General features: G+C 69.5%; 23 protein-coding genes. 5 read left to right on the top strand and 18 right to left on the bottom strand.

Translation table 11 applies throughout. The features are described 5' to 3' along the window. Positions 1 to 417 precede the first annotated feature (417 nt). Positions 418 to 684 (bottom strand): hypothetical protein, encoded by a 267-nt coding sequence (locus IEY78_RS30170; protein WP_189103681.1) that lies wholly within the window; start codon positions 682 to 684, stop codon positions 418 to 420. A gap of 98 nt (positions 685 to 782) precedes the next feature. Between IEY78_RS30170 and IEY78_RS30165 the strand changes: the two genes are divergently transcribed. After that, complete coding sequence (locus IEY78_RS30165; RefSeq protein WP_189103679.1) at positions 783 to 1,562, top strand: GntR family transcriptional regulator; 780 nt, start codon at positions 783 to 785, stop codon at positions 1,560 to 1,562. Positions 1,563 to 1,940: 378 nt separating this feature from the next. Here the strand turns inward: IEY78_RS30165 and IEY78_RS30160 are convergent, their stop codons facing one another. From IEY78_RS30160 to IEY78_RS30145, 4 genes are all read right to left on the bottom strand, one after another. Beyond that, the gene (locus tag IEY78_RS30160) at positions 1,941 to 2,231 is read right to left on the bottom strand and encodes a hypothetical protein (RefSeq protein WP_189103677.1); all 291 of its coding nucleotides are present in this window, start codon (positions 2,229 to 2,231) and stop codon (positions 1,941 to 1,943) included. Between the two features lie 309 nt (positions 2,232 to 2,540). Then, a complete protein-coding gene (locus IEY78_RS30155; protein WP_189103675.1) occupies positions 2,541 to 3,569 on the bottom strand; it encodes a hypothetical protein in 1,029 nt (342 codons plus the stop codon). Continuing rightward, positions 3,566 to 4,597 (bottom strand): Aca2/YdiL-like domain-containing protein, encoded by a 1,032-nt coding sequence (locus IEY78_RS30150; protein WP_189103673.1) that lies wholly within the window; start codon positions 4,595 to 4,597, stop codon positions 3,566 to 3,568. The genes IEY78_RS30155 and IEY78_RS30150 overlap by 4 nt, the downstream gene beginning before the upstream one ends. A gap of 213 nt (positions 4,598 to 4,810) precedes the next feature. Next, complete coding sequence (locus IEY78_RS30145) at positions 4,811 to 5,521, bottom strand: HNH endonuclease family protein (protein ID WP_189103671.1); 711 nt, start codon at positions 5,519 to 5,521, stop codon at positions 4,811 to 4,813. 215 nt (positions 5,522 to 5,736) lie between these two features. On the opposite strand from IEY78_RS30145, the gene ku reads away from it, so the two are divergent. Next, complete coding sequence (gene ku / locus IEY78_RS30140; RefSeq protein ID WP_189103669.1) at positions 5,737 to 6,528, top strand: non-homologous end joining protein Ku; 792 nt, start codon at positions 5,737 to 5,739, stop codon at positions 6,526 to 6,528. Positions 6,529 to 6,577: 49 nt separating this feature from the next. Here the strand turns inward: ku and IEY78_RS30135 are convergent, their stop codons facing one another. From IEY78_RS30135 to IEY78_RS30100, 8 genes are all read right to left on the bottom strand, one after another. Further along, positions 6,578 to 7,105 carry a hypothetical protein gene (locus IEY78_RS30135; RefSeq protein WP_189103667.1) on the bottom strand — a complete coding sequence of 176 codons (528 nt, stop codon included), beginning with the start codon at positions 7,103 to 7,105 and terminating at the stop codon, positions 6,578 to 6,580. 379 nt (positions 7,106 to 7,484) lie between these two features. After that, positions 7,485 to 7,787 (bottom strand): hypothetical protein, encoded by a 303-nt coding sequence (locus IEY78_RS30130; protein WP_189103665.1) that lies wholly within the window; start codon positions 7,785 to 7,787, stop codon positions 7,485 to 7,487. Positions 7,788 to 7,972: 185 nt separating this feature from the next. Beyond that, positions 7,973 to 8,620 carry a hypothetical protein gene (locus tag IEY78_RS30125; protein ID WP_189103663.1) on the bottom strand — a complete coding sequence of 216 codons (648 nt, stop codon included), beginning with the start codon at positions 8,618 to 8,620 and terminating at the stop codon, positions 7,973 to 7,975. A gap of 140 nt (positions 8,621 to 8,760) precedes the next feature. Further along, positions 8,761 to 9,834, bottom strand: a complete 1,074-nt coding sequence (locus tag IEY78_RS30120; RefSeq protein WP_229700258.1) for a DUF6292 family protein — start codon at positions 9,832 to 9,834, stop codon at positions 8,761 to 8,763. A 417-nt stretch (positions 9,835 to 10,251) separates the two neighbouring features. After that, the gene (locus IEY78_RS30115; protein WP_189103661.1) at positions 10,252 to 11,661 is read right to left on the bottom strand and encodes a hypothetical protein; all 1,410 of its coding nucleotides are present in this window, start codon (positions 11,659 to 11,661) and stop codon (positions 10,252 to 10,254) included. Between the two features lie 1,118 nt (positions 11,662 to 12,779). Then, on the bottom strand, positions 12,780 to 13,178 hold the full coding sequence (locus IEY78_RS30110) for a hypothetical protein (protein WP_189103660.1): 399 nt from the start codon (positions 13,176 to 13,178) through the stop codon (positions 12,780 to 12,782). Next, positions 13,175 to 13,459: a hypothetical protein gene (locus tag IEY78_RS30105; RefSeq protein ID WP_189103658.1), complete on the bottom strand. Its 285-nt coding sequence runs from the start codon at positions 13,457 to 13,459 to the stop codon at positions 13,175 to 13,177. Before IEY78_RS30105 ends, IEY78_RS30110 begins: the two co-directional genes overlap by 4 nt. 115 nt (positions 13,460 to 13,574) lie before the next feature. After that, complete coding sequence (locus IEY78_RS30100; RefSeq protein ID WP_189103656.1) at positions 13,575 to 14,357, bottom strand: hypothetical protein; 783 nt, start codon at positions 14,355 to 14,357, stop codon at positions 13,575 to 13,577. A gap of 250 nt (positions 14,358 to 14,607) precedes the next feature. Between IEY78_RS30100 and tcmP the strand changes: the two genes are divergently transcribed. Further along, a complete protein-coding gene (tcmP, locus tag IEY78_RS30095) occupies positions 14,608 to 15,771 on the top strand; it encodes a three-Cys-motif partner protein TcmP (RefSeq protein WP_189103654.1) in 1,164 nt (387 codons plus the stop codon). 49 nt (positions 15,772 to 15,820) lie between these two features. Here tcmP and IEY78_RS30090 read toward each other — a convergent pair whose 3' ends face one another. The 4 genes from IEY78_RS30090 to IEY78_RS30080 form a co-directional block, all read right to left on the bottom strand. Then, positions 15,821 to 16,567: a DUF5131 family protein gene (locus tag IEY78_RS30090; protein WP_189103652.1), complete on the bottom strand. Its 747-nt coding sequence runs from the start codon at positions 16,565 to 16,567 to the stop codon at positions 15,821 to 15,823. A 316-nt stretch (positions 16,568 to 16,883) separates the two neighbouring features. After that, the gene (locus IEY78_RS34700) at positions 16,884 to 17,102 is read right to left on the bottom strand and encodes a type II toxin-antitoxin system RelE family toxin (RefSeq protein ID WP_229700259.1); all 219 of its coding nucleotides are present in this window, start codon (positions 17,100 to 17,102) and stop codon (positions 16,884 to 16,886) included. Then, a complete protein-coding gene (locus IEY78_RS34695) occupies positions 17,078 to 17,284 on the bottom strand; it encodes a hypothetical protein (protein ID WP_229700260.1) in 207 nt (68 codons plus the stop codon). Before IEY78_RS34695 ends, IEY78_RS34700 begins: the two co-directional genes overlap by 25 nt. Positions 17,285 to 17,538: 254 nt before the next feature. Further along, positions 17,539 to 19,332 carry a hypothetical protein gene (locus IEY78_RS30080; RefSeq protein ID WP_189103650.1) on the bottom strand — a complete coding sequence of 598 codons (1,794 nt, stop codon included), beginning with the start codon at positions 19,330 to 19,332 and terminating at the stop codon, positions 17,539 to 17,541. Positions 19,333 to 19,513: 181 nt separating this feature from the next. Between IEY78_RS30080 and IEY78_RS30075 the strand changes: the two genes are divergently transcribed. Beyond that, the gene (locus tag IEY78_RS30075; RefSeq protein WP_189103648.1) at positions 19,514 to 19,816 is read left to right on the top strand and encodes a hypothetical protein; all 303 of its coding nucleotides are present in this window, start codon (positions 19,514 to 19,516) and stop codon (positions 19,814 to 19,816) included. A gap of 561 nt (positions 19,817 to 20,377) precedes the next feature. On the opposite strand, the gene IEY78_RS30070 is transcribed toward IEY78_RS30075, so the two are convergent. Next, a complete protein-coding gene (locus tag IEY78_RS30070; RefSeq protein ID WP_189103646.1) occupies positions 20,378 to 21,007 on the bottom strand; it encodes a hypothetical protein in 630 nt (209 codons plus the stop codon). A 948-nt stretch (positions 21,008 to 21,955) separates the two neighbouring features. On the opposite strand from IEY78_RS30070, the gene IEY78_RS30065 reads away from it, so the two are divergent. Continuing rightward, a complete protein-coding gene (locus IEY78_RS30065; RefSeq protein ID WP_189103644.1) occupies positions 21,956 to 23,341 on the top strand; it encodes a hypothetical protein in 1,386 nt (461 codons plus the stop codon). The last annotated feature ends 299 nt before the right edge of the window (positions 23,342 to 23,640 follow it).

Genomic DNA, 23,640 nt, shown 5'->3' with positions numbered 1-23,640 from the left:
GCGATGGGCAGAGTGTTCCGGGAACGGGAGCGGAGCGTTTTCGGCAGCTTCCGCGGTAAGCCTCTGACCTGGGCTTCTAGGGTTTCCGTCAAGCCCCCTTCTCGACACCGCCCGATGCGGGCAGACCGTGAGCCAAGGAGAGGGTCAGAGCGCCCTGGGCGATGACCGCTGCCGGGCCTGTGAGCTCCATCTCGCCGCCGGGGCGCACGCGAACGTGCAGCCGGCCGCCGGGGGCGTCCACGGTGTAGTCGCCCACAAAAGCGGACTGGGCGTCGCGGGCCTGGAGGGCCGCGACGGCGGCGCAGGCGCCGGTAGCGCAGGCGCGGGTCTGAGGATGACGAAGTCGTTCTCGGCGCCGTGCCCCTTGGCGAAGTGCTGGAGTGCCGGGGCCGGCCGGGGCGGGTGCGGGGGCGGCGGTCATGGGCGGGTTTTCTCTCCCCTGTCGAGGCGCAGCCAGGCGGTGTGTCCGGTGGCCGTGGTGCGCAGGCCGAATGCGACGCCCAGGTCGAGCACGGCGTGCAGGCGCGGCCAGTGACGGGTCAGCAGGTCCTCGGTGACGTCGGCTTCGATCCGGACAGCGCCGGGTTCGTCGATGACACGGGGGCGTTGGCCCGTCAGGACAATGAGCTGGGTGGTTGCTGCGTGGATGGTGACGGTATGTCGGTTGTCGCGCTTTACGCTCACGGTTCGATCAGCCCGTCACTCGACGCAGTCCTAGCCCACTAGCTTCCGGCTAGTGGACTAGCTTGTCAATGACGGCAGCACCACGGGCAAGGAGAGGCATGTCCGAGCGAGGAGAGACGGCTCCCTACCTGCAGGTGGCAGCCGCGATCCGTACCCGCATCGCGGACGGCACCTGGTCTCCCGGCCACAAACTGCCGTCCCGCTCCGTCCTGGGCGCCGAGCTCGGCGGGTTCGGCGACAACGTCGTCCGCCGCGCCCAGGAGGTGCTGATCGCCGAGGGCCTGCTGGAGGGGCGCGCCGGATCCGGCACCTACGTACGCTCCCCGCACGAACGCCGCACCTTGCTGCGCTCTCCCGGCCCCGAGGGCATCTCGAACCTTGCTGGGCTCGCCCCGGCCGGCTTCTCCGGTACCTGGGAAGCGGAGAGCGAGGCGAAGTTGCCCGCCCCGCCCGAGATCGCCGAGCGCCTGGGCATCGCCGCCGGTGACCTGTGCGTCAGGACCCACTACGAGTACCTCGACGCGCGCCACCGGCCCGTGATGGTCTCCACGTCCTGGGAACCCATGGAGCTCACCGGCGCATCCGTGGTGGTCCTGCCCGAGGGCGGCCCGCTCGCCGGGCACGGCGTCACCGCGCGGATGGCGCACCTCGGCATCACCGTCGCTCTGGTCGTGGAAGTCCCGCGGCCCGTCCAGCTCGACCGCGCCCAGGCGCGGCTCCTGGCCGACGCCACCGTCGGCTCGCTGGCCACGGTGATCGCGCGGACCCACTACGACACGGCCGGCCGGGCGGTGGAGACCGCGGACATCATCGTCCCGGCCGACCGCTTCGACCTCGCCTACACCGTCCCGGCAGCCCCGGAGCCGCACAAGCGCTGACGCCGCCACGGCCAGAGGCGTCGCGACCGCATCAACCACAGGCCAGTTGACTGCAAAGGGGGAGGATTCTCGTCATGTCCGCACCGCCGCGCCAGGACCCGGTCCGCCGGCTCACCCCGCTCGTCGGGTCACCCGTACTGAGCGGGGTGATCGGCCTGGCCGGCGTCATCGTCCCGGTCATCGCCTGGGGCACGAGCGCGTCAAAAAGGCTGTCTGCTGATAGCGGAGACCGTCATCGTGCTGGCGCTGGTGGCGAATCATCTGTGGCTGAGGAAGTTGGTTCATCACGCGGCGCGGCCGCCCGGGAGGCGGGCTTGGCGTCCTGTTCGCCGAATGGTCACGGCGACCGTTCGGCGAACAGGACGGTAGAGGTAGGGATCAGACCTTGATGGCGATGTGCTCGAACCCAGCCGGGATCATCCCGCGATCATCCTGGGTCACTAGATAGACCAGCTCGTCTTCGCTGTCCGGGCCGTAGCCGATCTCGTCCAGCCACGCCTTCACGTCGGGCCGGTCGAGTAGACCCGGAAACGATGGACAGTCAGGGTCAGCGAGTTCGTGGCCAGGGATCTGGTCGCCAACGCTGGCGGAGACGAGAGAGATCGTGGGCATAGCCAACTCCAGAGGTTGTTGCCGGAACGGAACCCTCCAGGGCAGATGATTGGCCATCGTAACGCGGTAGCGGCTGCACGGATCAGGGTTCCGGGCGGAATTCGCCAGCCGTCGTATCCGTAGCGTCCAAGGGTGCACGGACGACTGCGGCTTCTACAGAGCGCGGCCTGGGGCGACAGGGAGGGATGCCACCCTCGCTCTGGTCAGCGATCCATGCGGGGAAGTCGATATCGGGGCGCAGGGGCAGCACGGCATCCACGACCTTCTTGAATTCCGTGTTCCGCAGGTAGCGGCGCCGGATCCACAAGGAGCTGGTGCCCGCTTCCCGGCATGCCTCCGCAAGGGGTCGGCCTGCCGCCAGACCCGCTACGAAGAGACGTGTGGCCTGTACTTCCGGCTCACCCTCAAGGGACTGCTTGTACCGTTCGGCGGTCCGCGCCTTCCGAACCCCGGCCCCGCCGCGTAGGCGTCGCGGAGCTGCTGTTCGGCTTCTGGGACAAGGCGCCGGATCTTCTCCAGCCGCTTGTGAGGGAATTGCAGCTGCCTCTGCACATCCCTAAGCGTCGCGCCCTGCCTCACCAGCGGCAGCAGCCGTTCCAGGTCCGCTCGCAGTGTGGCCACGTGCACGGCGCGTTCCTGTTCGCCCACCGTCGGACGGTCCCTACGCGGCCTGGGCGCCTTCACGGTGGCCGCTGCCGCCCGTTCCTTCCCACGCCGGGTCGCCCACGCCTCCTTCGCCTGGTCGATCCGGCGGGCAAAGGCCACGTCGCCCCTGCGTTCCCGCTTCAGCCAGGCCGTGGTGGTGCCGTGCAGGGACAGTGCCCTGTCCGGGGTTCCCTCGGCCAGGTAGGCGGCCACCACCGCATCCCGCGCATCGAGGAAGCTGTCCGGGTTCGCCTCCGCGGTCGGCGCCGGGGCCACGGGTTTCCGCTGTGGTGGTAAGCCTTTTCGCCGGGGGCCGCGTTCGTGGTACTTCGCGCGCCGGCACTCCGGGCAGCGGCACTTCTTGACCTTGTAGGCATGGCTGGTGCCGTGCCGGATGGTCGGATCGCGGCCCTCCATAAGGGCGGCGTCCAGGTCCGCGGACCAGCGGGCATCACCGAAGCCCGTCCAATGGACGCGGGCCACGGGGATGTTCAGGTCCGCGCACGCCGAGATCAGTGGCTGTCCGGCCCGCAGCAGGCCCAGCAGAGCCTCCCGCGTGTCCGCGGTGAAGTTCTCCGCCCGCTGCCGCTTCCGATCGTCACGGCTCCTCTTGCGGTGCAGATCAAGGTGCCGTTGGCAACGGGTGTGGCCGGGAGCGGGCGGCTGCCTGCACTCGCGGCACGTCCTTTTCGCCGAAGCCGGCGAGCCCGCCGTACCGGGCGCGGTACGGCGGGCGGCGGCGGGGCTCACCGCTGCGTCTTCTCTGACTGCTCGTCCTCGCCCGTCTCCTCGGCGTAGTCGATGCGGGCGCCGGTCTGCGCGGCGGCGCGGGCGGTCACCTGCCGGTGCCAGGACGCCGACCGGTTCCAGTGCTGGTGCAGGCCGGCCTTCTGTGCGGCGCTGAATTCCTCGTCGTTGCGGTAGGTCAGCAGAGGCTCATCGTTGCTGTCGTTGTGGGCCGTCACCATGTCGGCGACAGCCTGGTCCGTGGAGGCCTTCAGCTCGGCGATTTCGGGACGGATCCGACCGGGTACGTCGTCTCGCCCCTGCTCCCAGGAGCGCAGGGTGCGCGGGTTGACGCCGAGGACCTTCGCGAGCTGGTCGCCGGTCATGCCCAGGTACTCACGGGCGATGCGGAGTTCGGCGGCCGTCAGCGGGTCCTCGTCGGCGAGGTCGTCACGCAGGCCCTTGAGGTACCCGGCCAGGTCGTGGCAGACGACCACCGTGGACTCGCTGACGCCGGCCAGGTCGTCCAGGATCTGCCGCTCGATCTCGTCCAGGCGTGCGTCTGTGGTGTCGGCGGTGATGCCATATTCCTCGGCCTCCAGGCCGTTGGTGGCGCCGTCGATGTCCCACGCGGAGACGAGGTCGCTGCCGGGGAAGCCCTGGGAGTCGTCGCCGTCGCCGTACTCGTTGCAGCCCAGGTGCTCCTCGATCTCCTCGCTGGCGGCCTGGGCGTCCTCGCCGAGGACGGCCACGTGGTTGTTGCCGTCCCACTTCTCCTCCCAGTCGGCCAGCATCCGCTCGGCGAAGGGGGCGATCTCCCGCATGACGCGGTTGGCGGCGGCGGCCGTGAGGGCGGGGATGCTGTAGCGGATCTCGAAGCCGTGGTAGACGGACCCCGGAACGGCGTTGCCGATCTCGGAGTTGTAGTCGGCGAGGAGGGTCCCCCCCTCGCGCAGGTCGAGTTCGATATAGGAGTCCTGTGCGTCGGACTGACCGTCGTAGTGGCGGTACAGCTCGTCGGCCGTGACGCAGTCGATGATGCGAACGCTCATGAGTGTCCCTCTCAGGGAATCTCCGAGTGTCTTACGGAGCGGGCTGAGGCTTGTTCCCCGGCCACACCCACACGCTACACCCTAAATTAGGGCCCATGTCGAGAGTTGCGGAAAAGCCTCGGTGGCGCCAACCATCCAGCCCCCTGTTGCTGCTGGCTCCAGGCTGCCCACCGAGTCGTCACGCCGCCGCGACTATCCCTGCTCAACAGCGGGCTACGGCGCCGGTGTAACCGTCACCGTCGCGTCCTTGCAGCCCGCGGCGGTCGTGCGCAGGGCCTTGATCTCGGCGCGGTCAGCGGTCAGCTGCCAGCGGAGCTTCGCCGTGACCCAGTCGGCGGCGTAGGTGCAGGTGGCGTCCTTCGCCGGCGGCATCCACTCGGCCGGGTCCTTGTCGCCCTTGGTCCTGTTCGGGCCCAGGCTAACCGCGACGAGACTTCGCTCGCTGCCCAGGTCGTTGGCGTACTGCTCCCGGCGCTCCGGCGTCCACTTCGAGGCGCCAGAGTCCCAGGCTTCGGCGAGGGGCACGACGTGGTCGATGTCGAGCTTGCGGGCGTCGGTGACAGTCTTGTCGTCGTAGTACGAGCTCCAGCTGCCCCCGATCAGCTTGCAGCCCCTGCCCTGCCGCGGCTTCTTCACCGCCTCGGCCAGGAGCACTTCCTTGCGGGTGTCGCAGCCGTCGTGGTCCGCGTCGGTCCACAGCCGGAACCGATCCCGCTCATACCCGCTCCGGGATTCGCGGGCCACCTTCAGCCGGCCGATCGCGTCCGTCAGACGAAGGCCGCCGTTCTTGCCGCCGGACGACGAGGCGCTCGGGCCCGCCGACGGCGGCTTCGCATCCTGGTGGGCGGCGCCGGGAGTGCACGCGGCCGCGGACAAGACCAGCAACGGGCAGGCCACAGCAGCCAAGCGGCGCGCGGAAAACATACGGCTCCCAGGTCAGATGAGATATCAGCCCCATGGGTCTACCCATCGCGCCAACGACCGTCAACCCGGCAACGCGCCGCGAACGTCGGTCGACGACCACTGCCGGACCGCGAGGGCGCGCCGGAGTTCCTGGCGGGCGTCTCCGGCCGAGCCGTCAGCGCTTCGTGGAGTAGTCCGCGGTGCGGCCTGCCGGCGCCCGCCGGAGGCTTAAGGGCATGGAAACCAACCCGCCGATGCGGACCGTCTGGCGAGGCGTCATCACCTTCGGCATGGTGGCCTTGCCCGTACGTTTGGCCTCCGCGACCGAGTCCCATCGCGGGAAGTTCCGGGAGATTCACCACCGCGACGGCGGCCGGATCCGTCACAAGCGCGTCTGCGAGCGGGAAGGCACCCAGGAAGAGGTCCCGTACGGGGACGTCGGGCGGGCGGTGGAGCTGCCGGACGGACGGCTGGTGCCGATCACCGACGAAGACCTCGAACGCCTGCCTCTGCCCACCAAGCACACGGCGGAGGTGCTCGGCTTCGTCCCGGGAGCCGATATCGACCCGATCAGCTACGACCGGGCCTACTACGCGGCCCCCGACGGGCCGGCCGCGGACCGCCCGTACGTCCTGCTGACCGAGGCCCTCGCGGGCACGGGCTCCGTGGGCATCTGCAAAATCGCCCTCCGCCAGCGCGAGCGACTCGCGATTCTGCGCCCCAGACGTGGGGTGCTCGTGCTGCAGACCCTGCTGTGGGCCGACGAAGTGCGCGAGCCGGGGGACCTGGGCCCGTCGGTGCCCGTCACCGACCGGGAACTGCAGCTCGCCGAACTGCTGCTGTCCGAGCTGACGGGTATCGAGATGCAGCAGCTGGAGGACGAGTACGGGCACGCGCTGGAGCAGCTGGTGGCGGCCAAGGTCGAGGGTGGCGACGTCCCGGAACTGCCGGCGCCGCAGCAGCCCGCCGTCGACCTTTTGGAGGCGCTGGAGCAGAGCGTTCAGGCCGCCCGCCGCTCCCGCCAGTAGTCCGGGGTCCGGCGGGCGGTTCCGCCGAGCCCCTGTCAGCAGCCCTGTGTCACCGCGCGGCTGTACGGTCGGCCTGCTGCTGACGCAGGAAGCGGCGCTCTCCGCGTCGTCGCCGGACCTGCCACCAACGGGTGGTGTAGGCGAGGTCCGTCCGGCAGGCGTCCATGAACGCTTCTCTTGCTGCGACCACCGCGGTGGCCTGCTGCTGGAAGCGGGCGTCGCTCTTCTCGTTCAGGTCCAGGTCGCTGATCGCCGTGACGAGGTTCTCCGCGGCGGCGATGACGGGCATGCTGCCGCACAGCTGCACGCCGTTCAGCGCGCCGATGAGGTCGCTGGTGACCTCCCAGGTCTGCGGAACCTGCCCGAGCAGCAGCTTGTTCGCCGCCCGGCCGGCTTCGCGCCGCAGGTGGGCCATCTGGTAGCCGTAGCCGAACGCGCGGGCCGCGGAGTCCAGCAGCCGGCCGTACGCCTCGCGTCGCTCCTCCTTGCTGCCCAGCCGGGGCACGCCCGTGGGCCGGTACCGCCCGATGAGTGCGCTGGCCAGGCTGCCGGATGCCTTGATGCCGGCGGCAGTCACAGCCGGCGTTGTGAACGTCATACCGGGTTCTACCACCCGGCGGACCCGGCGCGGGCCCGCATGGCGCAACAGCCGGCGGAGGCGGGCAACGCCGCAGACGGCAGAGAGCGGATCAGGTCGGGTACCACGGCATCAGCCTCCGGATCGGCGAGCGGGTCGTGCCCCTTGCCGATCCGGAGCCGCGCGGCTGCACGACGTCCGATGTTCCGAGTAGTAAAGGGACTCCATCCGGGATGCGGCACCGTACGAGCAGAGTGTTAACGGCGGGCGCCCCTGCCTCGTGATGCCGCCGAGGCGCCGGCCGCATGGCTGCCCGGCGTCCCACGACGAAGGCTGCCCGGGCCTGAAGATCAGGTCCGGGCACCGTTGTCCGCGATGGTCAACTGGCGTCGGGGTTCCGCCCCACGAGCTGGGAGAGCAGCTCCAGGATCTGCGCGTTCCCCGTGCGCATCTCACCCGCGAGGGCATCGAGGCGGCCGCTGACCGCGCTCACGTCTGCAGTGAGCTGGTCCACCTTCTCGTCCAGCCCGCCCACCTTCTGGTCCAGGTTCCCCACCTGGAGCCGCACCGCCGTGAGATCTGACTTGACGATCCCGAACTCGCGGGCGGTCGTCTCGTGCCCCAGCTCGAAACGGCGGGTGAGCGCGGAGATCTCGCTCTGCGCGATGGGGTCCTCAGCCACGCGGTGCACTCCTGCCAGATCATGGAAATCAGCGGTCATCAGGCAGCCCACGATATCGCGCCGGCCGAGCCCCGCACTCACCCATTCGGCCCAGCATGCCAAGCCGCAGCCGCCGGCAGCGAAGCGCTGGCTGTCGGTGGTGTCGTCCAGGAGGCGGGGTCCGTTGTCCGGTGCTGCTGACTCGATCAGTCCAGGTCGACGCTCGCCAGGGTCACAGCCAGGGCCAGGTAGGGGGTGGCTTCCACGCACTTCTCCGCCGCAGTACTCGGGTCGGGTGTGTCGACGGCGTCATGCAGCGCGACCAGCCCGGTCAGCACGGTGGAGTCGACCGCCGCGTCGAGGATCTCGTTCACGGAGAGCTCGCCGTCGGCGGCCAGCTCGCGCACCAGGGCGACTGCCTGCTCGGGATCGCGCCGCCACCGCGTGGCCACCGTGGCGCCCGCACTGATCAGGTCCGCTTCGGCAGCGTGCTCCGCGGTCAGGGGCGGCATGTCGAGTGGCCCAGGCTCCTCCAGGAGGTCCTGTGCCCGTGCGACGACGCACCGCGCGGCGTAGGTGCGCGCGGCGTCCTCCTGCTCCCGCGCGACAGCGGTCGGCCACCGGTCTTTGTCCGCATCGCGGGCGTGGTCCAGCGCGATGGCGGCGGTGAGGGCGACCTTTTTGAGCGGCATGACGTCCACTGCCACCGCCTCCTGGCCGGGTGGGGCGGTGGCTATCGGCCAGTACACCAAGTCGGCGGCTTCGGCACAGGCGCCGATCAACCCGGTCAGAGCGGCGATCAGCCGCGCGTGGCGGCGGCGGCGAGCGGGCAGGTCCAGGTGGTCCGGGGGCACCCCCCGAACTATGCCGCCCGAGAGCCACCCGGCGGACCCGTTTCGGCTCACCGGCTGGGTTCACGCGCCATACAGGCAGCCCGTACGTGACTTATGCCCGGATGGTCGAGATCAGCAGCTGTCGACGACCACGACCGTCGCTACGGGTGCTTCCTGCCGCGGCGCCGGTCGGAGAGGGCTTCCAGCACCTCGGCCGGCTCCGGTCGCACCTCGGTGCTGAGGTAGCGGATCCCTTCGCCCTCGGGGACGGGGTCCTTGCCGATGGGATGCCGTCGGCTGGTGGCGGTGCGCCATCCGTACCGCTCGTCCCATACCAAGGCCTGGGCCGGCTGTTCGGGGCGGAGCAGGATCGCGGCCGCCAGGTGGTCCCCCGCGTTCAGCACCTCCACCTCGCCGGCTTCAGCCGAACCGGCGCCGGCAAGGGCGTCCGCGACGCCCTGCAGGTAGGGCCGGACAGCGCGCCGGCGCTGCTCGTCCTGCGCGACCGTGATGGCACGCCGCCGCGCGAAGGCCGGGTATCCGAGCTGTGCCGCCGCGGCGTCGAGGGACAGGGAAGGGTCGGCTTCGACCAGGTCGGTGATGCGCTGCCCCCGCAGATGGGCGAGGCCGCGCATGACGGTAGCCGTGCCCAGGCCCAGTTCGTCGACGACCGCGCCAGTGGTGATGGCCGGGTCGGCATCGAGCAACTCGGCGATACGCGGCCGGATCTGGTCTCGGGGGATCATGTCGCCGGCGCCTTTGGGCTTGCCGACTGTCGGGCCTTTGCCCTGGCCTGGCCGGCCGTCCTTGAAGGCGCGGATGGCGTGCCGTGGCCAGTGTTCGACCTGGGGCCTGTCATCGCCGGGTTCGCGTTCGGGGACCAGGACGACGTGCTCGGAGATCCTGGGGTCGTACCGGTAGTCGCTCCACGTCGTCAGGGTGACGCCGAGCTCGGCGGCGGCTTCCGCGCGGTCCAGCAGGTCCTCGTCACTGTCCTCGCTCGGGAGGTCGGGGATGGGCAAGCCGGCGTCGTACGCGGCCGTCTGCTCCGCGTCCCACAGCACCACCCTGGCGCGTGGCGAGCTGATCGGCGACGGGAAGCCTTCGCGCATGTGCGGCTTGATGTTGCGGAACCTCCCCAGGGAGATCGGCTTTGGCTTATGCGCGGCGGCCAGGTCAGCCATGGTCTGAACCTGTCCGATGCGTCCAGCGCGGATCATCACGGTCTCCTTCATATGTGTAGGCGGCCGGCGAAGCGCGCCCGCCCAGGGCGGAAGCCGAAACCTGGGGGGAATGGGTCGCGCTGACGTCACGAGCGCCGAACACCACGTTCCTGCGCGCGGCCACCGCCGCTCAGACGACGAGAGAAATATAACTATGTTGTGTCACGTCGGCAAGTACGGGACCGGCGTCCGGCGTCTGTCCCGCTACACTTGGCACCAGAGCAACGTCCTGGAGAAATCCTGGGAGTGCTTTTCGGGGCCGGCGCCCTTGCCACCCGCCTCGGCGGACTGTGGGCGCCGGCATTTTTCGTACCGCCTCCGCTCCGTGGAAGCCGAACCCACGAGCCCGAAGAGCGGGACGGCTGATCAGCACCGCCGTCACACCATCCGGGACCGGTTACCGCCGACGTCATGCGGATCCGGCGACTTCTACTGAGGACAGGGCCCCAGTACTGCTTCAGCACCGGGAATGTTCCACAGTCCACGCAGGGTCTGGCCCTCGGCGTCGGCTGCGAGCGGTGATGGCTGGCGATGCCGTGTGGGCTGGGGAGGCGGGTCGGTGGCTTGTTCGCGGAGGAGCCGGCGTAGATAGGTAGGTCCGGGGCGGGTCCGGTACCAGCGGTTGTTGTCGGTGAGGAGCCAGCCGTCGTCGGCGAGTCGCGCCAGGGCGCCGGCCATCATCACGTCCGTCCACCGTGCCCGAGGGTCCTCCTCATAATGGGCGGCGAACAGCTCGCGATTTCGAGGGCCGTGGTGGTGGCGGGCCACGTAGGAGTCCACCCAGGCGGCGATTTCGTGCCCGCGGCCGCGGACAGCAAGGGGCTTCGGATGGGGACCCGGCTGAGTGGGTGTGGGCAGGGAGGTTGCCCCTGGGGCGAAGCGGCGCGCGCTCTGACTGAGTGTGATCTTGATGGGGTCCCCCGCCCGGTAGCCGGGTTGAACCTGGCGGAGCCACCGGGATTTTTGCAGTGCCTCAAGGGCCGGCAGGGCCAGGTCCCGCGAGGTGTAGCGGCAGAGCTTGGCCATGTCCCGCGGGTAGATCGCCGCGTGGCCTGTGGCGTTGCAATGGGCGGTGGCGTAGAAGGCGCCGAGCCGGATGCCCGCGGGCCGGTCCATCAGCGATGGATGGCACGCGACGTTCAGGGCCCAGGCGTTGACACGTGACCGCACGGAGGGGGTGATGCCCAGGTGGCTGAGTCCGTCGCGGAGCTCGGGGATGCGGCATTCGACATTTCTGTCGCCGGGGCCCGCAGCGCAGACCTCCTCGAACGAAGCGTCGGCCCAGCCGCAGACGATCAGTTCCTTCAGCGCCCAGGGAGGTAGATCCATGCGCAGCGCCGACAGCTCGCAGCTGCGCATGAAGAACGTGCCGTCACGGCGCATCCGTAGCGTGAGCAGCAGTGCCAGCAGGCGGGCTTCGGGACTGTGGCCGGCCTGGCCACAGTCGAGGTAGCGCAGTGTGTCCGCGGCGAGGGCACCGAATCTTGCGGGCACGGGCTGGGCTTGGTCCGGATCCTGTTCCTGGACTGCGTCGGGGGGCGTTGTCGGGCGAGCCTCGGTCGCGCAGATCTCGCATTTTCGGGCACGGTCGCCCTCGGATGCCTTCGCTTCGACGGTCTTCGTCTTCTTCGCCGGCGGTGGAACGGAAAGGTCCGGCCGCGCGGGCGGGCTCGCGGTCGGCGGCGGGTCGACGGCAGCGGGTCGCGCGGCGACTGCGACGGGCTGTTGCTCCCGTGGCCGGCCACCACTGAGCACCTTGACGCGGGGCATGGCCTCGGCGCAGTTCGCGCAGATCTCGGCGATGACCCACACTCGGCCTTCGACGTCGGGTACGAGCACCAGGGCGACGGGCCCGGCGCAGCGGGTCACTCTGTGCCGGGGGTGCCAGCCACAGCGGCCATGGCCGCACCGGCACAGGGCGCGCTGCGCCGGAGGGCCGAACTCTTTGATGTGCCAGGCGACATGTGTGCGTGCGGCTGTTCGTGCATCGACTGGATCGCGGTATCGCGTCGGGTCTGCCGGGCAGCCGCCGCCCAGGCAGCTGATCACGGTGACGCCGGCCGCGGGGGTGCCGTAGGGGACCAGCCGGACAGCCAGTTTCCGCCCCAGGGGTACTTTCTCCGATGCCACGGCCTCTTCTTCTCCTCCAGCTACAGCTCAGCATGGTGGCCGACCAGCAACATCAGACGCCCGGGACCACGCCGTGCTGGAATCTCTCCACTCGGACGGGCTACGCCCGTTGGGCCCGCGGGAGGCCTCCCGCGCGGCTCGAAGGCGCCGGACGAGGTGCTCCGTCGGCGAAGCGGCAGCGGTAGCCGCCTCGCTCGTTCCGCCCCGCTGTCCGGTCTACCGGCCGTGCTCGGCCATCGAGTGCCTCCAGCCCCGCAGTTGCCCCACGCCTTGTCGAAAGAGCAGCTCTTCGAGCACGTCTGGCCTGAGCTCCCGGCCGCGGAACGTCAGCGGTGTCCGGTCAGCCGCAGCGGGACACACCGGCCACACGTCGGCCGCTTGCACAACTCCAGCGGCTGTCCACCGCTCCAACCCCGATCGCGCCAGCGTTGCTCATAGCAGTTCGGATCGGGACCGGACTGAGGCAAGATCTTCAGCGCCCGGCGCAGTGCCATCCGCCCCGGGGTCAGGTCCACCGGGGTCAGGGGACCGGCCAGCAACTGCCACGCGAGTGCCACCTCCGCCCTGCCGGCGATGAGGCCCGGGAGCTGCTCCGGCGGCATAACCGTCCCTCGGTGCCGGTCGGCTGCCTCGGCAGACTGGCGCCAGGCCAGGGCGCCAGGGTCGTCGTGCCAGTGCCGCATCGCTCACCTCACCTTGTCGTTCCGGGCCATTTTGTCCGGCCGACGGCTGTCGGGCCTTCGTGTCCGGTGGGCGGCGTGTCCGCGCCGCGTGACGAGTGGTCGATCTGGGGGGCCGCCGGATATGTCGATCTTGGCGTTGCCCGGTCAGTGGAAGCCCAGCATTCCGGGTGAGTCGATGTCGACGGTGACCACGCCGGGCGGGTAGGAGTCCTCGTCGCCGGTCAGCAGGATCGCCATACCGGTGAACTCGGGGCGTGGCAGCGCGCAGTACAGGGCGTGGCAGGCGTCGGGGCCGCCGTAGCCTTCGCGGATCATGGTGCCGACACTGCCGGCGGCCCTCGTGTCGAGGCTGTCGACGACCACGGAGGAGAAGGCGAGGACGCGCTGCGCGAGGTTCGCTCCGCCGACTCCGGCATGGGCCAGGCACAGGGCGGGGATGCAGAGACGTTCGCCGGGAGTCTTCGCCATGTTGCCGGCCAGGAGGTTCAGCGTTTTGTGGCCGCCGGCGAGTGCCCTCACGGCGCTGGTGTCGAGGATGATCATGCTGCGGTGGCCCGGGCGGCCCGGACCTTCTCGGCAGAGATCTTGTAGATGTTGCCGAGCACGTCGAGGGCTTGCTCGAACTCCTCGTCGGGGATGTCTACGCCCATCGTGCGGCGTACCACCTCCCGGTCGGCGGCCAGCTGTTCGGCACGCTGAGCTGCCGTCGGCTGCTGGGCGGCGAGCGCTTCGACCACCTGACCGATACTCACGCCGCGTTCCTTGGCGAGCTCGGCCAGGTGGTCGCGGGTCTCCCGCTGTACCTGAATCGTCGTCGAGTCCATAGTGAGACCATAGAGGCTCTACAGCGGCGCCTCCGGGAGGATGAGCCGGGCGGCGTGCCGCGCACCCCATGGCCGTGATGTCCGCCCGGAGCTGGTGGAGCGGGCTGCCTCTTGGTCAGTTCCGGGCGGCCAGGCCGAGGGTCTCGGCAGCGAGGGCCTGGCGGCGAGCGTGCTCGGCGTCCAGTTCCTCGTGCAGTCGGGTGGCCTCGACTTCGGCATCGATGTCGGGCTTGTTCACGGGCGGGTGGCCGGCGGGGAGGATGGACTGCTCGTAGGCGTCGACCAGCCGGTCAGAGTCTTCTCCACGACGGAGGGACGCCAGGCTCATCAAGGTCTCAACGGCGCCCTTCCACGCATCAATGGCGCGATGGGCGTCGTCCACGCCCCGGATGTACGCCTGGTGGCCGTGCAACCAGCTGCCCTTGGAGTTCGGGTCCGCCAGCGCCTCCCACCGGACGTCGACCAGGTGCAGGGCGCGGTCGCGCTCGGCGCGGGCCTCTTCCTCCTCGGCGAGGCGAGACCGCAGGTCGTTGTACTGCCCCAGTGCCAGACTCAGGGCCATCATCCTGTTGAACTCCGCCGGAGCGGGAGCCTGTCGACCTTCGTGCTTGGCCACGACGGCGTTGTAGAGCGCGCCTCCCGGCTGGTCGTCGTTGACGCCGGTGAGGCCGTCGACAGTCACTGTGGTCACGTTCTTCTCCTTGGGTCGGTTGCGGGGGTCGATGCCCCGGGACTTGAGGTCGTCGTAGATGGTCTGGCGGCTGCCGACACGAGCGGCCTCGGTGATCGCCACCACAGTGGCTCCCGCCCGCCAGGCCGCTGCGGCCAGGTCCGCACGGCGGCCGGGGACGGACCACTCGCGCAGTGCGGCGAGCGCGTTCTCTCGTTCCGTACTCACACACACATTATGTGTCTAGAAACTGGACATGTCTATTCACTGGACAGTGATTGGCTGGAAAGAACGCCAGTGGCGCGTTCGCGAGCGACGGTGGAGGAGGTCGGTGGACGTCAGGACACCGGAGCCCGAAGGCGCCAGGCCGGCCGCCTCAGTTGAACTGCGCCCACCACGGCTCGGAAAGCCTTGTTGCCTGGCGGAGCCTGGTCCTACACCATTACGGAGTGTGTTGACCTTGTGACGGGGGTGGGGCGTGTCGACGGGTACGGGCGGGACCTACTGGCAGGGCAAGGCGCTGCCGGCTGTGTTCAAGCATGAGTTGCTGCGGCGGTATCTGCCGCCCTTCGGGGGGATGACGGGCACGCAATCCCGGGAGGGCCGGGTCGTCTACCTGGACGGGTATGCCGGCGAGGGCCGGTACGAGAGCGGTGAGCCGGCCTCTGCGGAGATCGCGTTGAGGGTGGCCTCCCACCACCGGAAAATGGGGATGAACCTGGACTGCTTCTTTGTGGAGCAACAGGCCAAGTCCTTTGCCCGGTTACGGGAGATAGTCCAGAGCTACCGGGCCCGCGGCGTGCATGCCCAGGCGCATCAGGGCGAGGTCGGTGACGTCCTGGACGATGTGGTGCGCAGGGCGGCGGGGGTGCCGCTGTTCCTGTTCCTGGACCCTTGCGGGCTGTGCCTTCCGATGGAGCGCTTGGTGGATGTGCTGGCCCGGTGTCGTCGGGAGCGGCGACCGGCGACCGAGCTGCTGATGAACTTCAGCATGATGGCGGTGTGGCGTCTGGGCGGCCATGTGCGCTCCCCCAAGGGCAACGAGCGGTCTCTGGAGCGGTTCGACGAGGTCTGCGGCGGGCGCTGGTGGCGCGACTACTTCGCCTCGGACGGAGCGGAGCAAGGCGCGGCGGAAGCTGTGGCTGCCGAGTACGCGCGGCGTCTGAAGGAACAGACGGGAATGTTCGTGCAGTCGGTGCCGGTGGCCTCCGCCCCGCACGTCAAGCCGGTCTACCACCTGGTCTTCGCCACACGCAGCCAGTACGGCCTGTGGGTGTTCGGCGATGCGATGGCCCGAGCGCGGGATGAGTGGTGGAAGACCTTGGAGCTGCGCGAGGAACAGAAGGAGGAGGGCACCCTGTTCTCCACGACCTCCATGCTGCGGCCGGATCCGCTGCAAGTGGAGGAGGAAGCGGTGCCGGCTATGGCGGCCAACCTGGAGTTGTTGCTGCGGCGCACCGGGCGCCCGATCAAGCTGGTCGACCACACCCTGGACGTGTTCGGGGAGTACTACGGCCAAGTCACCGAGCCGGTCGCGCGCAAGGCGGTGAAGTTCCTGCACCAGGAAGGCAAGACGCCCAGCAACGGTGTGGGAGAGAAACGGACGCGGGAAATCACGGTGTGGCCGCCGCGGGTGGCCTGAGCATGGCGCGGCCCCGGTGGACGGCAGGGCCCACCGGGGCCGCGGCGTCTCAGGCTGCGACGGGCTGCGGCATCTCGTCCCAGGTCCGGCCCGCCAGCTCCCGGCCGCCGGCCTTGGGGGTGCGGCCACCCCACTGTTTGAAGAAGAAGGCCACGTCGGCGGCCTGGCAGGTGTCCCGGATGTCGGTGACCCACTGCTCGTCGAGAGGCCGGTGGCGGGGTCCGGACTCGCCGCCGGCAATGACCCAGTGAATGCCGTCCAGTTCGAGGCCGGGCAGCGGCCCGAGAAGCGGTTCGCAGGACAGGAACCGTACGGCAGCGGGGACCTGGCGCAGATCGTCCACGCGGGCCAGCTCGGCTTCGGACTCCACGGAGACGCCCATCCAGAGGTTCTCGGGCCACTGGAGTTTCGGCGCCAGCTGGCGCAGGCGGCGGGCTCGCTTGGTGAGCACCTGGTAGGTGTGCTGCGGGGTATCGGCGATGACCTCGAAGACCTGCCGGACGAAGCTCAGCGGGACGCGTGCGTGGAAGAGGTCGGACATGGAGTTGACGAACACCACCCGCGGGCTCTTCCAGCCGTAGGGCGTGTCCAGGGCGTCCGAGTGCAGGGTGACTCCGAAGCCGGGGCCGGATGTTCGGGGGTCGCCGTCGTTCTGGTACTTCGAGGCCCCCATCGCTTTGAGGCGTTTGGCGAGCGCGAGGGCGTAGCAGTTGTCGCAGCCGGCCGAGACGCGGTCGCACCCTGTGGTGGGGTTCCAGGTGGCTTCGGTCCACTCAATGGCACTGCGGTCGCTCACCGGTCTCCTCCTGCCGTGCGCACCACGCCGCCGCTCGGGCCGGGCGTAATGCGCTGCCTAACGATGCATTCGCCGCGGGGGTGGCGGGGTGCGCCCTCCGGACTCGGCGAGCTTCTCGACGTTTTCCCTAACCTCAAAATCGAACCTCAGTTCCAAACCTAGTCGAACCCGCGCGTCGGTGCCGTTAACTCAACCATCCATCTGGCGAGTTGGCGTCCGGGGCGGGAAGGTGACCGGCTCCGGCGCCTGGTCGTCGGCAGCAGGTGCCGGCCCGCCGTCGGCCGCGCCGGCACCTGGAGCGCGCGTGAGGCAGCGGTCAGCCAGTCCGGCCGACGTGGATGACCACGATGGTGACGGTCGCCTCCGTGATCTCGTACAGCACCCGGTAGCGCCCCACGTGCATCCGCCGCAGCTCGGTGGAACCGTACTCGGCGGTGCCCTCCGGTCTCGGCTGCTCTGCGAGTAAGTCGATGGCGTCCATCAGCTGGCGCAGGCCTTCGGGGTCGCCCTTCAGGAACCGGGCGGCCGCGTCGATGGCTGGCTCTGTCCAGACGACGCGGTACGACTTCCCTCGATGCTCAGGCCCAGCCGGGCCCGCACCTGCTCCTGTGTCGCGTACGCCAGATTGCCAGCGGATTGGCGCGACCGGTACCAGGCCAGGGCCTGCGTTTCTTCCGCTTTGAGGCTCTGCGCCGACTCGTCGGGCAACGTCGCCATAGTGCATCTCCTTGAGGGGCTTGCTGGTGATCCTCGTGACGCTCGCCAGCTGGCCTTCGACGGCTTCCCGAACAGCGGCTACTGGGTCCTGGCGGGTGGGCACGCCGAGCGGCGGCGCGGTAGGTACGTTTGGGGTGAGCCCGGCGGTTGGTTCTGCGTCCGGCCGATGCTGCCACCGCCGGGCTCTCTCTGTTCAACGGTTCTCGGCCGGGAATTCGCGCCAGAGCCGTTCCGGGCAGAGGCCCTCCCCTGGCTCAGCTGTTCTCATCGGGCTGGCCCCTTCGGCAGTACCGGCAGTAGACGTCGTTCGGGTGCGGTCCTACGACGGCGGTCAGCTGCTCCCAGGGCGTGGTACGGGGCCCGGTCTCCACGAGTGCCTCTACCGCTGCGATGAGGCGTTCGTTGGCGCTCGGCATCAGGCCGACCACCAAGGTCTGCTCGCCGGGGTGCCACACGACGTGCTCGACCGCGGCCGCGAGCTCGGCAGCGCGGCCCATGCCGGGCAGGAGCATGACCTGGTCCTGGTCAGTGACCACAAACCCGATGGCGGGCGCCGAGGAGTGTGCGCCGTGCGCGGCCGTGCGCAGAAGTACGGCTTCCAGTGGAGTCCCGGTCGGGGGGCCGGGGGCGGGCATGGTGCGCGGGACGTGGAGGGCTGTGAGCTGGGGCTCGGGTGATACCGCACACCAGGGGGGCCCAGCCGGGGCCGGCCAGGTTCCCAGGAAGGTCCCCGCGGCGGCGTGGGGGTGAGCGTCGAGAGCGTCAAGGACGCGCTGGGCACGGTAACTGCCGTTCAGCCCTGCGGGTGTGTCCGTCGATACGTTCTCGGTCAGAGCGGCCTTGATCGGCTGCGGCAGCAGGGTCGTGTCGACGACGACGGTGCCGGCGCTGGACGGGTCGCCGAAGTAGCGCAGTGCGTCGGCGGCCAGGCGCTGGGACGGTGCGTGTTCCATCACCCATTCCAGGCCGTCCCAGAAGTCGCCGTTGATGGCGGGGGCGGGTTCCAGGTTGAATTCGACGGCCGTCTGCCAGATGGTGGCGTCGCAGTTCTCGGGCAGGGCGGCGTGGTCGGGAAAGCCTCCGCGGGTCCACCCGGAGATCGCGCTGTGCCACAGGGAGTTGCCCAGCTCCCGGACGGAGGCGCGCAGGGTGCTGTCCAGGTCGGCGGCGGCTCTGTGGCAGCGGCGTAGGAATGCTTGCGCGCTGGCCAGTGGCGGCGGGACGTGTTCCGGCGTGTGGGGGCCGTCGGGTGACCAGCTCGCGGCCAGGCTGGGAGTGGCGCAGCCTGGTGGCCACCATGGCAGTCGGTGGCCGAGGGCACGGACAAGGTCGCTCAGTTCTGCGTCGTTCGGGCGCAGGCGGCGCAGGCGGCGCTGAAGGTCTTCGTCGGCGTGGTCGTCAGCGTCGGCGGTGTACAGGTCGAGCAGGCGTACCTCCCAGAAGAGGGAGGTGTATTGGGGCTCGGCGAGGGTGGGCAGCAGCACCAGCGTGCCCAGCAGGCCGCCTGCGACGCTGGGGTCTGGATCGGTGTCGATGTCGGTGAGGATTTCGTGCACCAGGTTGCGCAAGGGATTCCCATGGGGCCAGGCGTGCGGCCAGCCCAGCAGGGTGTTCGTGTGACCGGGGACGAGCACGGTCGCCACCCATACGTGCGGCTCGTACACGCCGTGAGTCGTGTAGCGGGTGACATGGACATCGATCGGCGGGCGCTGCAGGTCCGGATGGTCCGGGAGGTCCTCCTGGCGCAGCTGGAGTGTGGTGTGACCGTCGCGGCGCAGGTGGGGGCCGTCCGGGCCAGGCAGCAGCCACGATGCCGTGCGCGGCGGAAGGCGCCGGCCCGTCCGCGCACACCACCGGGCCACGGTGTCACCGCGCCACAGCGGCCGCGCCGGGGTACTTGCTTCGGCATCCGGCTCGGGCAGGGTGTCTGGGCCTGTATCGGCACGGAGTTGAGAGATCCGGCCGCGGCTGAGTCCGGTCAGCCGTGCGAGATCGGCGCTGGAGTAGGTATCGGCAAGGGAGTAGTCGCGCGTCCTGAGGAAAGCCACTCACACACACTAAACGAAACGCTTAGCGAGCATTGCGGTTTTGCTGAATCCTTCGAAAGGCAGTCAGCGCACCGCGATGCCCTCGGCGCAAGATCCCAGGATCTGGCACAGACCCACGTAGGCTCGCTCCCTTTCGAGGAATCCCGCCCTGACCTGGAGCGCCGGCTGGAACCATGAAGGCATGAGCGATGCCGAGAGCGAAGCCCAAGACGCGGTCACCAGGCTGCGCGAAGAGATCCAGCTGACGACTTCCGGCCTCAGCGGGGCAATGCACGGAATCGCGGACTCATACCAGGAACTCGGCTCCGGGAGCGGCCGGGGCTACAACGTGCACGCCCACTACCGCGCGAACAACATCAACACGGGCAAGCCCCTCACGGAGCTGGCAGTGGAACTGGCTGCCTGGGCAGCTGAGATCGCCGCCAAATCCTCGGCCCTGGACGCCAGACGCTCTCTACTCAAGCAACTCGAAGCGGAAGGCTGATCATCCGCCGGAAGGAGCCGGGAGAGCCGTCAGACCCCGCCTACGCCGTTGGGTGCGGCACCTCACCCCGTACACGCGGTCAGCGTCTTCGCCCGCACGAACACCTCGGTGGCTGTCCACCGCCGCCTCCAGGTCCCGCGCTAGCTTCCCGGCCTGGCCGGCCAGTTCGCCACACCCGCAGCCGCACATGCGTGCGGTGGCCGTTGATGTCCGGGAAGTGCCAGGCGTGATCGTCACGGATGGGCGACAGCCGCGTCGGGGCGGGCAGTTCGGGCACCAGCGGTCCTCTCGTCGTCCAGCAGACAGACGACGATCACGCTAGCCAGAACCACGGACACCCATACCCGAACGCTGGATTTCGGCCGGAACACCACGAAAGCCGTCCCGGCGGCACGGGGGGCCGCCGGGACGGCTGCGCTCAGCGTAGACGCCGAAAGGCCGCCCCGGCGCCCGGGCGGCCCGGGCGAGGCGGCGTCGTGTAGGTGGCTCCGTGGTGGGTGGCGGTGATCGCGGCCAGGCCGCGGCTCACCGACCTGACGGTCAGCACTCCGAAAGGGGCGTTCAGACTGCAGGAGCGCACCTCTGACACCGCTTGTAGTTGCGGCCGCCCTTCGGCCCTGTTCGGTCGAGGACCCATTTTCGAGCCTCCTGCGCGGTCATGGCCTCAAAGCGCGGATAGTCGCGAGAACCTTCGAAGTCCTCCCGGGAACTGTGGGGGTCGACGGTGTGGCTGAAGGCGTTCAACGCGGCGACGTAGACATCACCTGTCGGCCGGGAGTAGTCCGACGGTGTCTCGCGCTTGACCACGGAGCATTCGGTCTCGTGAAGACCGTGTCGGCCTGTGGCAAACGGGTACTTCGCCGGCTGCTGCAGCCGCGCCCATCGGGCATCCGAACCGTTCAGAAGCCCCTCGAACCAGGGGCGGCGATCGTCGCACAGAGCGCACCCACCGGCCTGCCGACACATTGCGCGCAGCTCGCCGGGGTCTTCGGCTTCGAAGCATCGGAATGTGTCGTACAGCAGATCCGCTGCCTCCGCGAGGGCGCTCCGGGCGTCGAGAGCGCTGACCCGGCCATCGTCGATCCGCTCCAGCAGCTCCAGCACGGCCGGCAGTTCCACGGTGAAACCCCAGCCTTCGCGAATGGGACGCCGGCGCTCCTGGGCGAACAGGTCGCCGAAGCTCAGGCGCACAGCCGGCAGGGTCCCCGTGGCGAATTTGAGGTGCACCGGCGCGCCGCCCGTTGAGTACCCAACCGGTCCTGGTTCAGGGCCCCATGGTTCCAAGTCGTCGTACGCGTCGGGAGTATCGGCGGGGGTGTTGAGGCGGGGCTGGGGCACCAGCTCCCGTCGTGCGACTGCCTGTGCTCCTCCCCGATGCCGAGACCGTTTCTTCTGCTTCTTCTTCGGCACCCGAACCTCCTGTTCTGTCCATGTCTGCACCATCAACTACACGGTTGTGAGATTGCGTATCCCGCTACGTTTTCTCACTGCTCTCGATCCGGCAGCTGACATCAGCAACTGCCCAACGACTCCGCTCTGCGCCCGACACCCTGTTTTCACGTGCCCAACTCGAACCCCTCCTCACTTGCCTGCGCAGCCGGGCATGGCGTAGGTGGTTCCCTGGTGGGTGGCGGCGAGGGCGGCAGATCGGGCATCTCGGCGGCGATCTGCGCTCGCAGCCGAGCGGTCTCCTCGGCGTCGGCGGCGGCCTGCAGCGCATCAACCTCTGGGCGCGCCAGGGGTGTCCGGGCCGGGCGTTCGCGGGCTGTTCGGCACGATTCACCTGAACCCCGGGGGTGTGGCCTGCCCCGCCAAGATGAGGGCTGCCAGGGACAATTCCGGGAACTTCGCTGCCCAGCGACCTGCGGCGTTGGGGACATGCGCCAGGCCAGGCTCCCGGTACACCCCGGGCCACCTGGCCCCACGTCTTCCGGGAGCCCACGACTCCCGGCGCTTTCCTCCAGGTTATGGGGCCAGGCGAGCACGACCACCGCGCGCCCCGTGGCCCCGTCCGAAGCCCTCTTCGTGGGAAGTCGGCCGGATAGCGCTGCGCCAAGCGTCCGTCAGTGCTGCACCATAGAGGAACCTAAGTGCTGTACTTGATTCACAGCACTCTCCTACGAGAAGGGTTACAGCACCTTGTCTCGCTTCCATCTCCCGCTCGCGAACGGCATTCGCACCGACCACCCGGTCCCCGGCCTGCCGTTCGTCGACGACTCCCACATCCCCCTCGACGACGGACCGGAGGCCATCGAGGCCGTCGGCCGCGGCGTCGCCGAGGGCATGTGGGGCCGCTTCGACAAGGTCCGCCGCGGCAACGGCGGTTGGCTGGCCTTCACCACCGACCCTCTGCGCACCGACCTCGGCTGGTCGGTGCGCTTCCACCCCGAGCACGGCCGCACCGTGCTGCTGATGCCCGACAAGTACCTCTCACCGCTGCACAGCGAATGGTGGGGCAACCCGTTGCTATTCCGCGCCGGCGGCTACTGGTGGGACGGCACCACCTGGTTCCGGCCCGGTCAGGTCTGGGACCCGGTCGCCGAGCGCCTGGAACACCGCAAGGCCAAGGCCGCCCTCTCTGTCAGCGCCGCCGACCTCCTGGACGGCACCGGCGATCCCTCCCACGCCCACCTGGGCAAGGTCGCCACCTTCGACCCCGAGGCTGGCGCACCGGACACCTGGGCCGACCACCTGGCCCTGTGGGCCGAGCACCACGCGCAGCAGGACAACGCGCTGCCCCTGGGCAAGTGCGTCGTGAGCGTGGCCAGCCCTGAGCTGTCCGGCGACCAGCTCATCGGGGTACCGGAGATGTCTGCGCTCGCTGGCATCACCGCCTCGACCCTGCGCGGTTACATCTCCCGTCAGGAAAACAGCGTTCCCCAGCCGCAGGCGAACGTCTCGGGCCGTTCCATGTGGTCGAAGTCCGTTGCGGCCGACTGGGCCGAGGCACGGCGCCGCTCGTCGGAGGGGGTGCGCGAAGCACTCGCCGGCCAGGACTACGACAACCTGTCCCAGGGCGCCCATGCAGTGCGCGACCGGTTCGCCAAGGACTTCCACGACACCCTGTGGGCGCGCCCGGACATCAGGAAGCGGTGGGTACTGCGCCACCGCAACGACCAGGCCGTCCGCGAGGTCGCCGACGATCTCGCGTGGACCGTCGCACTCAGCCTGGATCGCATCCTGCCCCCCGGCATGATCAGTACCACCGTGCGCCACGCCGTCCTCGACCTCTACGGAGAGGGCCTGAACCTGCGCGACAAGGACGAAGAGGTCACCTCCTGGGACCTCACTCTGACCCAGCCGGTGGCCACGATGCTCGACTGGCTCATCCGCCACCACCCCGACACCGCGCAAAGCGCGATCGGTGCCATCCTGCGTGACATGAACGACCGTCACGACGTGCCAGCCGCGGTTACCGGCAGGGCTTTGCAGCGGGCCCTGGACAGGGACAGCACCCTGGACGAGACCACCCTGGAGAACTACCTCAAGCTCGTCCTGCCGAGCGGGTACGAGGACGTCGCCTGAACCCAGGGCACCTCAAGCAAGATGCGGGGTGGCCGGAGCCAATGAGGCTGGCTTCGGCCACCCCGCACGACTGTATCGGCGCAGGCGCACCGGGCCCCGCGACCGCATGTCGTCAGGAAGACCGGCGGGCAGGGCTCGGCCGGGACCTGCTGAGGACGACGGTCGGCAGATTGCCGGGGCCACGAGGTCCGCCTGGCCTGGCCATCCGCTTCCGAGTCGGCTTGAGGTCAGGGGTTGCGCCGGGCGATGGTGGCGTTGAGGAAGGTCTGCTGAAGTGCGTCAGCGCCAGCTCACGCCTC

Origin of the sequence: Streptomyces kronopolitis (assembly GCF_014646275.1) — a bacterium.
GTDB classification, from domain to species: domain Bacteria; phylum Actinomycetota; class Actinomycetes; order Streptomycetales; family Streptomycetaceae; genus Streptomyces; species Streptomyces kronopolitis.
This window is presented reverse-complemented; position numbering and strand designations above follow the sequence as displayed.